We start from the raw sequence: 12,129 nt of genomic DNA, 5'->3' as shown, positions 1-12,129 counted from the left end.
GGCTGCACCAAATAAAAACTCCGCCGAAACTATGTCTCAGCGGAGTCTGAATAGCTAGGTGAAATCGGCTTACAGAACGTAGCGCGACACATCCGTGGATTTGGACAATTCGCCCAAGTGTTTTTCGACAAAAGCGGCGTCGACTGAGATGTCAGTGCCCGCTTGGTCAGGCGCCGTGAAGCTGAGGTCTTCGAACACACGCTCGATCACTGTGTAGAGCCGTCGCGCGCCGATATTTTCGACTGACTGGTTCACTTCGGCGGCAATCTTAGCAAGCGCTGCGATGCCATCATCGGTGAAGGTCACGGTGACTTCTTCAGTGGCCATCAATGCAGAATATTGAAGGGTCAGCGCATTGTCGGTTTCCGTCAAAATGCGCACAAAGTCTTCTTCGGTCAGAGCGCGCAGTTCCACGCGGATCGGCAAACGGCCTTGAAGTTCTGGCAAGAGATCAGATGGCTTTGCGATATGGAACGCGCCAGATGCGATGAAGAGGATATGATCTGTTTTCACAGGGCCATGTTTGGTGGAAACAGTGGTCCCTTCGATCAAAGGCAACAGGTCGCGTTGTACGCCTTCGCGAGACACATCTCCGCCGCGCGCATCAGAGCGGGCACAGACCTTGTCGATCTCATCCAAAAAGACGATGCCGTTTTGTTCGACCGCTTCCAATGCAGCCTTGGTCACGGTTTCATCGTCCAACAGTTTGTCCGCTTCTTCGCCAATCAGCACATCGTAGCTTTCAGCAACGGTCAGGCGTTTCTTGGTTGTTCGCCCACCGAGGGCTTTGCCGAAGATATCGCCCAAGTTCATCATGCCCATCTGACCGCCGGGTTGACCCGGAATGTCAAACATCGGCATTGGGTTGGAAGTGTCGGACACTTCTAGCTCGATTTCCGTGTCATCAAGCTCACCTGCATGGAGTTTCTTGCGGAACATTTCGCGCGTTCCTTCACGCGCATCTTCACCGGCAATCGCTGTGATCACCCGTTCTTCAGCCGCGTGTTGTGCATTGGCCTTCACGTCTTCACGCATGTATTCGCGGGTCTGCATGATGGCCGCGTCCACAAGATCACGAACGATCTGTTCCACGTCGCGGCCCACATAGCCCACCTCGGTGAACTTCGTGGCTTCAACCTTGATAAACGGCGCTTTGGCGAGCTTTGCCAGACGGCGGGAGATTTCGGTTTTGCCCACTCCTGTAGGGCCGATCATAAGGATGTTCTTTGGGTAAACCTCGTCCCGCAAATCATCAGACAGCTGCTTGCGCCGCCAGCGGTTGCGCAGGGCGACGGCAACGGCGCGCTTGGCGTCTTTTTGGCCGATGATGAAACGGTCGAGTTCGGAAACGATTTCGCGTGGGGTTAAGTCAGTCATCTAAATTCCTATGTCTTCGGGTTAGCCCGAAATCTTTTCCACGGTCAGGCGGCCATTTGTGTAGACGCAGATGTCTGCGGCAATCGCCATAGCGTCACGTGCGATGGTTTCGGCGTCTTTGTCGCTGTCCATCATGCCGCGCGCGGCGGCCAATGCGAAGTTGCCGCCCGATCCAATGGCGGTCACATCATGTTCCGGCTCCAGAACATCGCCGGCACCCGTGATGACAAAGATGTCCTTGCCATCTGTCACGATCAACATCGCCTCCAGCTTTTGCAGGTATTTGTCCGTGCGCCAGTCTTTGGCGAGCTCGACTGAGGCCCGCGCCAATTGGCCGGGCGTCGCCTCGAGTTTGACCTCAAGACGTTCCAGCAGTGTAAACGCATCCGCTGTAGAGCCTGCAAATCCCGCGACAACCTCGTGGCCGCCGGGTTTCAGGCGCCGTACCTTACGCGCGCTGCCTTTGATCACGGTTTGGCCAAGGCTCACCTGCCCGTCGCCCGCAATGACAACCTCGTCGCCTTTTTTGACGCCAATGATTGTTGTGCCGTGCCAGCCAGGAAATGTGTCGTCCGCCATTTGGGTCTCCGTTTTAACGTCCCTTGTATATGGGACGGTGAACCGTTGGACGCAAGTTTAACGAAGAGTTTTCAAACTGCCTAAAAGCTATGCACAGCGCGCAATGCGGGCATATCCGAACGGCATTTGTGAGACTCATTTTCGCGCAATATCTAGGCCTTGCAACCGACAATGGGTCGGCTGACAAGTAAAGGACAAGATCAATGGCATCTATTGCAATCGCCGCACCAGCGCCTTTCGGAGCAGTCAACACTCTCCGTGAGTATTCGTTGGTTTCAGAAATTTTTTCAGCTTTCGTGAGCTGGTACCAAAAACACAAAACTCGCGAAATGTTGCTGCAACTTTCAGACGAGCAGCTGGAAGACGTTGGGCTGACACGCAAAGACCTCGTCTGACGCGTCTTTAAGCGTTACGCTCCACCGATAGAAAGCCGCCCTAATCGCATTGGGGCGGCTTCTTATTTTTAGCTTTGCGACAGCTTCCACTTGCCGGTTTGGTCTGGGACGAAGGCCTCAATCGCGGCAGTCGCAACCACATGGTGGCTGCCTTTTTCGTCGTCATAGACGTCCAAGCCGCCTTTGGTCGCAGTGACCTCAGCAACTCCGCGCGGAAGCGTTTCGCAAACCGCATCGCAATCCACTTCTTCAGGCTTTGCGACGCCAATCGTGACTTTCACGCGCATGTCTTTGTGGTCGATATCAAGCTCGGAAAACAACGTGATCGAAGAGTGATGTAGCGCGTCTTGCACAGCGCGTTTGGCGGCCTTGGTGTAGTCCCCTCCGTAGAGGTCGTTGCCCATGCCCATTTCCAAGATGATGCGTTTCTTTTCCATCAGGCTGGCTCCATATCAAAGGACACAATGATTGCGGCATTGGCGATCACGGTGTGGCCATCGCGATGGGGTGCGTCGATATCCAAACCACCCTCTTCCACAGAGATCGTCGGCTGACCGTAGGGAAAGATTTTCTTCAGCTCATCCACATCTACCTGATCAGGTTTCGCACAGCCGATTTTGGCGTCGATGATCATGTCGGCTTTATCAAAGCCAAACAGTTCCGCCATATTGATCGAGTTGTGCCAAAGCGCATCCTTTAGGGCGCGGCTTGCGGCTTCGGTGTAATCTTGGCGGCGCAAGGATGTGCCCATCCCGAATTCCACCAACACGCGTTTTTTGGACATTAGGGTTCCCTTTTCTTTGCGATCACCTTGGGCAAAGGACTGGCGAAAGAAAAGAGGTCCACGCAGGCATTTTCATAGGGCCAAAGAAAAAGGCGCCCCATTGAGGGACGCCTTTCAATGCGTTGGGGCTTAACCCGCGCTTAGATGGATTCTTCGATCCAGCTTTGCAGCGCTGCTTTTGGTGCTGCGCCGGCGCGGTTTGATACCACTTGCCCGTCCTTGAAGATGAACAGCGCCGGAATACCGCGCACGCCCATGGCTGCGGCAGAGTTCGGGTTGCTATCCACGTCTACTTTTACAACTTTGACTTTGCCTTCGTAATCCGCGGACAGCTCTTCGAGAGCCGGGCCGATCTGGCGGCATGGGCCACACCATTCTGCCCAGAAGTCTACGACAACTGGGATATCGGAATTTTTGACTTCTGCGTCAAAGGTGGAATCGGTGACAGCGACAGTTGCCATGTTCGTCTCCTAAAAAATTGGGTCGGCACTGAACCTATGTACGCCCATGGGGGGCGTCAAGGTGAACACGCGTTTGTGAGAGCTTTGGTGATCAGCGTTCTTGGAAGCGGCATCAATTGGGCTGTTTTTGTCCAAAGCAGTGCGCATTCAATGTCTTTGTTCTTGTAGATCTGTTCAAGCGCGTGGGCATAGGCCCCCATTTGTCGCAAAAGCCCTTCAGGTGTTTGGCTTGCGGATTCGGGTACAACGGCATTTGTTTTAAAATCCACAGCGATCACGCGGTCGTCTTCCACGATAAGCCGGTCGATTGTTCCGTGGAGCTTCTGGTTGCCCAAATCAGCGGTTAGGGAAACTTCGGCCAGAGAGTTCTCTGAGAAGAGGGGTTTCAAATCCGAAGCTTTCAATACCCGCGCAGCCTCTTCCAGAAGGTGTTGCCAACCCGCATCTCCTTCCCCCGCGTTCCGTAGAATGCGCGGCGCGAGTTCTGACCAGCGCTGTTCTGGTTCATTGGCCAGATGTTCTAGCAATAGGTGGATTTGCCGCCCGCGTTTTTTGGCGGCTTCTTCCTCAAGTCCAGTGTCCCCGGGTAACGCTTTCGCGCCTCCAAGGTCGGAAGGGCTGAGCGCTTCTGCACGCTGCGTGACCGCCGGGGCTGGCGCTTTGTAAAGATCAGGCAGCGTTGGCTTTTGGGCGTCGCTCGCAGCCGGTGCGTTTTGAACCGGCCCATTCCAGTCGCCATGCTCGTAACGGAGCCCCTGCCCGTCTGCGAAGCCAAAAGCTGTCGCACCCACATGGGTCATGCCCGCCTCAACGGTTTGATACCAAGTGTCGCCGGATTTTTCTAAATCCCCCGCTGCAGCGACAATCAGCCATTTCTCTGCGCGGGTCATGGCCACGTAGAGCAAACGCATGCGTTCCTCGCGTTGGGAAGCAATTTTTGCATCTCGCGCGGTACGCACCGCATCAGGCGCCCCTGCCCCAGATGTGTTCCAAAGCGCGACCCCGTCTTGATGGACAATCTGATCGGTCATGCGGATCAAGCGTTTGCCTGTGTCCGGCATAATCACAATCGGCGCTTCAAGGCCTTTTGAACCATGCACCGTCATCACGCGGATCTGGTCGCTGGCACTGTCCATCTGGCGTTTGATTTCCAGATCGTCGGTTTCCATCCAGACAAGGAAGCCCGTCAGACTGGGCACGGCGCTGCGTTCATAGGCCAAGGCTTGGGACAGCAATGCGTTGATCCCGTCTTCAGCCTCATTGCCCAGCCGTGCGAGCAGTTTTTGCCGCCCAGAATGGCGTGTCAGGATGCGCTCGATCAAATCATAGGGGCGTAAAAAGTCGGTTTTACCCATAAGATCAGACAGAAACGCCATGGCTTCCGGGAATTCATCCCCGCGATCCCGCAGCGCTTGCCACAGGAATGGCGTCGTGCGGCGGTGGGCGAGGTCAAACAGCTGTTGTTCGCTCCAGCCTAGCAGCGGGGAACGCAGGACCGTTGCCAAAGACAGGCTGTCTTCTGGCGTGCCAAGGAATTTCAACAGCGCTTCAAGGTCTTTCACCGCCATTTCGGCACCGACCTTGAGGCGGTCAGCACCGGCGATGGGCAGTTTGGCGACCTTGCACGCGCGGATGATTTCCTGGAACAAATCCGATCGTCTTTGCACAAGGATCAGGAAATCCCCAGCGCGCACCGGGCGTTGGCTATAAATGCCATCGTCGCCTTTTTTAGCGGGAATAGTCACCTTTTCACGGATCATGCGCTTGATTTCCCAAGCGATGTTATGGGCGAGTTGGACGGTGTGATGTGTGTCACTCAGGCGATCGACCGGATCATACCAATCGCCCTCTTCTGGGCTTTCGGCCTTTTCCACCACGGGCCACAAATCCACCCGCCCCGGTAATTCGCCGTTAAAGGCGATGTGCTTTTCGAAATCCGTGTCCGGCGCGACGTCAAAACAGGCGTCCACCACCCGAAGCACTGCGTTTGAGGAGCGAAAAGAATACTCTAGTTCGAGGTTTTGAAGCGGCGTTTCTGAACCCTTTAGACGTTCACCAAAATCCGCCCGCATGCGGTCAAATTCCGCTGGGTCGGCCCCTTGGAAGCTATAGATCGACTGTTTCTTGTCCCCGACCACAAAGATGGTGCGCCGCGTGTCATCCCGCGCGCCGGTCCCCGACGTGAATTCTTGCGCCAAACGTTCGATCACCTGCCATTGCACAGGGCTTGTGTCTTGGGCTTCGTCCACAAGGATATGGTCAATACCTCCGTCCAGCCGGTAAAGCACCCATTGCGCCACGGCGGGGTCAGATAAAAGGTTACGAGCGCGCAAAATCAGGTCGTCAAAGTCGAGCCAGCCAAGTTTTTGTTTCTGCGCTTGGTAATGTTCCAAAAATCGGTTCGCAAAACGCCACAGCACCAGGCTGCGCCGGGCATTTGCCAGCGCAAGCCGGGTTTTGCGGGCGTCTTCGACACGCATCATAAATTTGTCGACGCGCGCGATCAGATCTGGGTGCTCGGTTTGCAGCTTCTTGGTCGGAAAAGACCCTATTTTGGCGGAAAATGGCTGTTTTGTCTTTTCGCCGGTCAGGAAAATACCCTCTAGATCGGCAAGGGATTCAAACCCGATTGAGGGCAATGCAGCGAGTTTGACGGCTGCTTTGTTGTCATTGGCCCCACCGGTTTTCAGCACCTCGATCAAGCGGGTAACCAAATCCGATTCATCGCCCAAAAACACCGATTGTCGGATCGTCTCTTCCGTTGTCTCAGGCTTGAGTTCCAAGACATCGTAAAGCCGCTCAGACGAAACTGGTTGGCTGTAGCTTTCTGCCGCGCGGACAATGTCGGCGGTTAGGTTTTCAAAGCTGTCGCCGGTGAAATGACGCGCCAGATCGCTGATCAGAGCGGAATCTTCGCCTTCTGCCATGTCATCGACGATTTCTTCCCGCAACAAGGTTGCCGCGCGGTCTTCCATTTCTTTGAACAGCGGGCTGACCCCTGCTTCCAGCGGAAAACGTCGCAACAAAGACGAGCAGAAAGAGTGGATGGTTTGGATTTTCAAACCGCCGGGCGTTTCAATGGCGCGGGCAAAGAGGGTGCGTGCGCCATTCAGCCGTTCCGTATCAATCGCGCCTTCTACGCCGAGTTCAAGCAGTTCAGCTTTGAGCGCCGCATCATCGCGCATCGCCCAGGACCCAAGCCGTTTGAAAAGCCGGTTCTGCATCTCGGATGCTGCCGCTTTTGTGTAGGTCAGACACAGTATGTGCTGTGGCTGGACGCCTTCAAGCAATAGCCGCGCAACACGGTCTGTCAGCACGCGCGTTTTACCCGATCCCGCGTTGGCGGAGAGCCAGGTGGAGGCGTCGGGCCGCGCCGCTTGGACTTGGCGTTCGGTGGCGTCATTGCGCTTCATGACAAAGTCTCCGACGTGGGTTCATCGGTCACGTCCCATTCGCCAAATCGGGCGAGTTGGTCGTAATCGCTGTAATCGGTGTCTTTGCGCAGGGCGCGGCGTGAGGTGAAACCTTGGTCGGCATCCAGATAGCGGGCGATCAGTTGTTCAAATTCCGCCCAGACCTGGGCGGTTGGCATTTCAATCAGCGGGGCGGCGACAGTCTTTGGGGAATTGGACAGGCCGATATAGATCGCCTCGAGTACTTCAGCCGGCTCGATATCCATAAAGCCGCCTTTTTCTGCCATGGCCGCTTCGAGCAACAGCTGTTTGTCAAAATACCTTTGCTCCGCTTGAGTGGGCGGCGCGCCGGTTTTGTAATCGTAGATCACCAGATCACCTGTCGATGTACGGTCGATCCGGTCTGCGGTACCAGTCAGCGTGAAACCAAGGTTTGCAATGTCGGTCTTGGCTTTGGTTTCAAAACCCACAGGTTTGCCCCGGTTTTGGCGGGCCCCTTCATCGGCGATAAATTGGTTCGCGATGCGTTCGATCCGCGCTTTCCAAAGGTTTCGTGCGGTCGGCCATGGGACGTTTTTGGCCAGAACAGTCTCTGCTAATTCAAGAAGATGCTCCGGCGTGAGCCGCGTTCGGTCTTTAGAGACGTCTTTGATGAACTGTTCCAGAACTTCGTGGATGACAATGCCCCGCAACAACGCATCCGGCGTGCGCATCAGCGGATCCATCGGCCTTAAACGCAGTGTATGGCGGGCATAAATGGCATAGGGGTCGCGGATCAGCTTTTTGATCTCGGTGACAGATAGCCGGGTCGGTCGAGAGGCGACTGGCGGTTTTGGCGAAGGTCTTTTGGCGGCGGGGACGGGCGCAACCTCTTCTAAGACTTGGACCATGCCCAACCAATGGCCGCCCCGCTCGCGCATATCGTCGAGCACTTCTGGCCCATTTTGTTGCGGTAGGCCTTCTAGCAAGTTGACCAACCGGTTGATCCAGCGTGATGGGACGGTTTCAGCGTCGTCAGACCGGATTGATCGGGTGAGCCAGACTTCCTTGGCCCCAACCGCTTGCTGGAAATCGTGGGCAGATAGGCCGATGCGCCGCTCGGGCAGCAGCAATCCGGCGTCATGGCGCATTTTGCGATTGAGCCACGGGTCAGGCTTGGCATTTTCGGGCCAGCTGCCCTCATTCAAGCCTCCTAGTATGGTTAAATCCGCGCCCTGAACACGCGCTTCCAATGTGCCCCAAATCAGGATGTTTGGATGCGGTGCATCGCGGTCACGGACTTCGCCCTGAGACAGTACCGCACCAAAAAGATCCATATAGGCCGCGGCGGTGAGCTCTCCGGCATATTGAGCGTTTTCCTGCAAGTTAGAGACTGTTTTAACCGCGTCTCGTCCCGCTTTTTCGTCCCAAAGGCCGCCGGTTCCAGCGTCGGATACAGAACCACGTGCAATTAACTCGGCGCGTGCGAGATGGGTGCTCAGATGGTCTTCAAAATCAAGCGAACCGGGTGTTTCTTGGTTGCAGAAGCACCTTACAACCCAGTCTCCCCAGCTTTCCGCCCCGTCGATGGTTTTGCTCCATGCGGCAAGCACCTCTGGGTCTGGGAACGTTATGCCTTTGCGGCGAATATAGAGTTCCAGTTCGCGGGTGAAGCGTAGGTGGTTGTTACGCTCTTCGCCTGAATGGGTCAGCGGGTGTTTGAGCAGGGTGAGCAGGGACTCTGAGGTCAATGGCCGAAACATCAACGCGCCCACATGACGAAGGAACCGACCAGGGGGCGACAGCTGCAAAGGTGTGCCTGCGGAATCGTCGGGTAGGATGTCCCACCGGTCCAGCGCCGCGGTAACCTGTCGAGTCAGCATCCGGTCGGGCGTGATCAAAGCTGCGGTTTGGCCGTCTTCTGCTGCTTGGCGCAAGCGCATGGCGATAGCGAGCGCTTCTTCTCGCATTGACGGGGCTTCGAGCAAAGTGACGTTTTGGGTCGCGAGATCGAGGCCGGTGAGGTCGGGGCCTTCGCGACGCCATTGATCGGTGACCGGGGCAGGGCGCAGGGCAAGCGAGATCAGTTTGTTGCGTTCGGGGCAGGGGGCGATGGCCTCTGGCGACCAATCTTGGACCTCATCGGCAGTAAGACCCAGCTCGGACAGAACCTTGGCAAAGCGATATTGCGGATGATCCTCAGCGGTAAGCGCATCAGACAGGGCGCTCCAAACGCTTGGTGGCGTATCAAAGTCAAAGCCTGGGAGAACCAACGCACCTTGGGGCAGTTTGGCAACCGCTTGCATCAACAGCATCGTGGTGCCGCGCGATCCGGTGGAACCTGCTAGGATCACCGGGTGTTCGGGTGGATTATCTGCCCAATGATCCGCCAATCGTTGGATGATCATACGTTGGCGTGTTTCAGAATCCGGGGCGTCATCGACGGTAGACAGGAACTGCCGCGCGATGCCGAAAAACGCTTGGGCCCGCTCCCAATGGCCCGATTGATCTGTCACATCCAGCTTTTCAATTGTGTCGGCGGACACACCTTCGCCGCTCATTTCATCCATAAGTCCCGCAAGGCTATCTGCGAGATCATAGAGAGAGGCGCGCGGGGCGAGGTCTGGTTGTTGTTCTAGAAGGCGCGCGATCAGCTGGATCAATTCAAACCGTCGCCGCAGCGGGTTCACAGCGGCCGGGATTTCTTTATGGGCTAAGTCTTTGCCCACATGGGTCAGCAAGTCGATGCGTGGCATGAGCGTGGCAGGACCGCGATCCGCGATGCTGCGCAAACGCCGCGCCATCCGTTGTGTGTTCACGATAATCTGGACCCGCGCCATGGCTTCGGGGGGCTGACCCTGCATGCGGCTTAAGACGCCATGCCAAAGCGCCTGCGGAAAATCGATGCCCGGTGCGACGCCATAAACGCGCGGATTTTGCTTTGGGCTAAACATTGGCGTTCTCTAACATGGTCTCCGCCAGTTCTATACCGTCTGGTCGGCCGACATCGCACCATTGGCCGGGGTATTTCACACCGTATAGGCGACCTTCTTCTAGCATTTGGTTCCAAAGCACGTTTAAGGAAAAGACGTCATCTTCAATATCATGCAGCCCTGTGGTTTTGAGCACTTGGATGCCACCATAGACCACGTCTCCGGTGCCTCGCGTGAGGCGTCCATCATCATCAATTTTAAAGTCACCGGCGCCGGTGTGGCCGACGCATTGGGGGAGGGGGGTGCACACCAGAAGCGCGTCCATTTTTTCCGGATCCCACGCTTCCAAAGCCTGCTCGAAGGGGTTGGGCCCCTGCCAAATGGCGTCGGTGTTTGAGGTGACAACTGGTCGATCACCTAGCAAAGGCAGAGCGTTTCTGAGGCCTCCGCCGGTTTCAAGAATGTCCGGTTCCTCGCGAAGTGTTTGGACGTTAGTACCCGAAAGATGCGCCTCCAGCATTTCTGGTTTGTAGTGGAGGTTCGCAACGGTCGTTTCGAACCCGCAAGGTTGCGCCAGATCCAAGGTGTGATCGATCAGCGTTTTGCCTGCCACTTTGATCAGCGGTTTTGGCTGGTTCGCTGTGAGCGCGCCCATGCGTGTACCGAAACCAGCGGCGAAGAGCATTAAAGCGTTGGGACGGTGCCGCATTGATCTCTCAGGTTTTTCAGGATTTCAGGGGTTGGGGCGGGGATCTCGGATGTAATGGTGTCCCGGATAGGATCGGCAACGGGATGGGCGAGGTCTCTTTCGATGAAACCCCAAACGCGCGGGATGAAATCCACGTAATGGGCTTTTCCGAAATGCATGGAGAGCCGGGCAAAGACACCGAGGATGCGCAAGTTTCGCTGTAGGCCGAGCAAGTGATAGGCGCGATCAAAGGCAGCTGGTTCAATGTTGGCCTCAGCGCAATAGCGCGCGATCATGTTGGTTTCCAGGGCAGGGGGCACATCCCGGCGCGCATCTTGAAGCAGGGAGACCAGATCGTAGGCGCGGTGACCCGCCATAGCATCTTGGAAATCTAGGAGACCGACCTGCGCAATGCCGGCTCTTTCAGGTAGCCAAAGTAGGTTTTCAGCGTGGTAGTCCCGCTGGATAAGCACGTCGGTTTCTGGGACGGTTTCCGCCAGGATTGCTTCGAAAATCTCTTCAAATGCACGGGCTTGGTCCTCAAAATCCAAACCGCATCCTCGGCGGTACCAACGCCATGCGTGGGCAGCCATTTCGGCCATGACTTTCGGGCTATATGGGGCAAGGTGTTCGGGAAGTGGCGCTTGGTGCAGGTCTACCAAGACGTCGATCGCAGCTGCATAGAGCGTCTCTTCCTTATTAGGAGCGGCCGCAACCACCCGTGCAAAAAGATCATCCCCAAGATCTTCCAGAATGAGGAAGCCTTGCTGAGCATCTTCGGCGATGATTTCAGGTGCAGAAAGGCCGGTATGTCGGAGATGCCGCGCGATGGTCACAAAGGGGCGAATGTCTTCGCCTTTTTCGGGCGGTGCATCCATGAGAACGTGGGTGGTCCCGTCTTCCAAATGCAACCTTTCGTAGCGCCGGTTAGAGGCGTCCCCGGCAAGGTTTTTGCGCTGGGCATTCCCAAAACCTGAGGCCTGCAAGAAGCCTTGAATGGCGGTCTCGCGATCAGTCAAACTTGATGCCTTTCAGTTTGTCGTTCCATTTTGCATGGGACCATTCCGCTTTGAAGTTTCGGTGGCCGGTTTCTTCCGTCATCGAAAGCTCAATTGAGAGGGCGTGCTTCGGGAGAAGTTCTTCTAAACGATCAGGCCATTCAACCAGACAAATGCTGTCTTCAAACGCGTCAATCAAACCTAGCTCGATCACTTCTTCTGGGCTGCTAAGTCGGTAAAGATCGGAGTGCCAAATCTCGCACTGAGGGCCGTCGTAAGTCTGTACCAAAGTAAATGTAGGGGAGGGCACGTCTTCCAAATACCCGAGGCAATTCTGGATGAGGTTGCGCGCCAGATGGGTTTTGCCAGCGCCGATATCTCCGCTGAGCAGGATCGTATCACCGGGTTGCAAAACAGATGCCAATTGCGCGGCCAGATCTGCGGTGTCTTCCGGAGATTTAAGAAGTGAGTTCAAGCGCGCCTTTTGCATGGGCCGAGGATACAATCCATTGCGCCGCCTGC

At 55.9% G+C, this 12,129-nt stretch carries 11 protein-coding genes; 1 reads left to right on the top strand and 10 read right to left on the bottom strand.

Going from position 1 to position 12,129, the window contains the following annotated elements:
- Positions 1-69 precede the first annotated feature (69 nt).
- Both hslU and hslV read right to left on the bottom strand, forming a co-directional pair.
- Positions 70-1,377 carry an ATP-dependent protease ATPase subunit HslU gene (hslU, locus tag TA5113_RS02055; protein WP_058313564.1) on the bottom strand — a complete coding sequence of 436 codons (1,308 nt, stop codon included), beginning with the start codon at positions 1,375-1,377 and terminating at the stop codon, positions 70-72.
- A 21-nt stretch (positions 1,378-1,398) separates the two neighbouring features.
- Entirely contained in the window at positions 1,399-1,956 is a 558-nt protein-coding gene (gene hslV, locus TA5113_RS02050; RefSeq protein ID WP_058313563.1) for an ATP-dependent protease subunit HslV, read from the bottom strand.
- A 203-nt stretch (positions 1,957-2,159) separates the two neighbouring features.
- Between hslV and TA5113_RS02045 the strand changes: the two genes are divergently transcribed.
- On the top strand, positions 2,160-2,351 hold the full coding sequence (locus TA5113_RS02045; protein WP_058313562.1) for a DUF1127 domain-containing protein: 192 nt from the start codon (positions 2,160-2,162) through the stop codon (positions 2,349-2,351).
- A 68-nt stretch (positions 2,352-2,419) separates the two neighbouring features.
- Here the strand turns inward: TA5113_RS02045 and TA5113_RS02040 are convergent, their stop codons facing one another.
- The 8 genes from TA5113_RS02040 to tsaE all read right to left on the bottom strand — a co-directional run bounded on the left by TA5113_RS02040 (position 2,420) and on the right by tsaE (position 12,082).
- Entirely contained in the window at positions 2,420-2,788 is a 369-nt protein-coding gene (locus TA5113_RS02040) for a Lin0512 family protein (protein ID WP_058313561.1), read from the bottom strand.
- Positions 2,788-3,135, bottom strand: coding sequence for a Lin0512 family protein (locus tag TA5113_RS02035; RefSeq protein WP_058313560.1), 348 nt, complete (start codon positions 3,133-3,135; stop codon positions 2,788-2,790). Before TA5113_RS02035 ends, TA5113_RS02040 begins: the two co-directional genes overlap by 1 nt.
- A gap of 140 nt (positions 3,136-3,275) precedes the next feature.
- Positions 3,276-3,596 (bottom strand): thioredoxin, encoded by a 321-nt coding sequence (gene trxA / locus TA5113_RS02030; RefSeq protein ID WP_058313559.1) that lies wholly within the window; start codon positions 3,594-3,596, stop codon positions 3,276-3,278.
- Between the two features lie 56 nt (positions 3,597-3,652).
- Positions 3,653-7,009 (bottom strand): double-strand break repair helicase AddA, encoded by a 3,357-nt coding sequence (gene addA, locus TA5113_RS02025; protein ID WP_058313558.1) that lies wholly within the window; start codon positions 7,007-7,009, stop codon positions 3,653-3,655.
- Complete coding sequence (addB, locus tag TA5113_RS02020) at positions 7,006-9,942, bottom strand: double-strand break repair protein AddB (protein ID WP_058313557.1); 2,937 nt, start codon at positions 9,940-9,942, stop codon at positions 7,006-7,008. The genes addA and addB overlap by 4 nt, the downstream gene beginning before the upstream one ends.
- The gene (locus TA5113_RS02015) at positions 9,935-10,630 is read right to left on the bottom strand and encodes a nucleotidyltransferase family protein (RefSeq protein WP_058313556.1); all 696 of its coding nucleotides are present in this window, start codon (positions 10,628-10,630) and stop codon (positions 9,935-9,937) included. Before TA5113_RS02015 ends, addB begins: the two co-directional genes overlap by 8 nt.
- Positions 10,606-11,628 carry an aminoglycoside phosphotransferase family protein gene (locus TA5113_RS02010; protein WP_058313555.1) on the bottom strand — a complete coding sequence of 341 codons (1,023 nt, stop codon included), beginning with the start codon at positions 11,626-11,628 and terminating at the stop codon, positions 10,606-10,608. The genes TA5113_RS02015 and TA5113_RS02010 overlap by 25 nt, the downstream gene beginning before the upstream one ends.
- Complete coding sequence (gene tsaE, locus TA5113_RS02005) at positions 11,621-12,082, bottom strand: tRNA (adenosine(37)-N6)-threonylcarbamoyltransferase complex ATPase subunit type 1 TsaE (protein WP_370736427.1); 462 nt, start codon at positions 12,080-12,082, stop codon at positions 11,621-11,623. Before tsaE ends, TA5113_RS02010 begins: the two co-directional genes overlap by 8 nt.
- Between the last annotated feature and the right edge of the window lie 47 nt (positions 12,083-12,129).

The sequence above is a fragment of the Cognatishimia activa genome (assembly GCF_001458335.1).
Classification (GTDB): Bacteria; Pseudomonadota; Alphaproteobacteria; order Rhodobacterales; family Rhodobacteraceae; genus Cognatishimia; species Cognatishimia activa.
The sequence above is the reverse complement of the archived record's forward strand: the minus strand, read 5'-3'. Positions and strand labels throughout refer to the sequence as shown.

Bases quoted from the DNA above. Each gene is read 5' to 3' on its own strand.
- addB (WP_058313557.1), bottom strand. From the start codon at position 9,942: ATGTTTAGCCCAAAGCAAAATCCGCGCGTTTATGGCGTCGCACCGGGC.
- addA (WP_058313558.1), bottom strand. From the start codon at position 7,009: ATGAAGCGCAATGACGCCACCGAACGCCAAGTCCAAGCGGCGCGGCCC.
- TA5113_RS02040 (WP_058313561.1), bottom strand. From the start codon at position 2,788: ATGGAAAAGAAACGCATCATCTTGGAAATGGGCATGGGCAACGACCTC.
- TA5113_RS02045 (WP_058313562.1), top strand. From the start codon at position 2,160: ATGGCATCTATTGCAATCGCCGCACCAGCGCCTTTCGGAGCAGTCAAC.
- TA5113_RS02015 (WP_058313556.1), bottom strand. From the start codon at position 10,630: ATGCGGCACCGTCCCAACGCTTTAATGCTCTTCGCCGCTGGTTTCGGT.
- trxA (WP_058313559.1), bottom strand. From the start codon at position 3,596: ATGGCAACTGTCGCTGTCACCGATTCCACCTTTGACGCAGAAGTCAAA.
- hslU (WP_058313564.1), bottom strand. From the start codon at position 1,377: ATGACTGACTTAACCCCACGCGAAATCGTTTCCGAACTCGACCGTTTC.
- hslV (WP_058313563.1), bottom strand. From the start codon at position 1,956: ATGGCGGACGACACATTTCCTGGCTGGCACGGCACAACAATCATTGGC.
- TA5113_RS02035 (WP_058313560.1), bottom strand. From the start codon at position 3,135: ATGTCCAAAAAACGCGTGTTGGTGGAATTCGGGATGGGCACATCCTTG.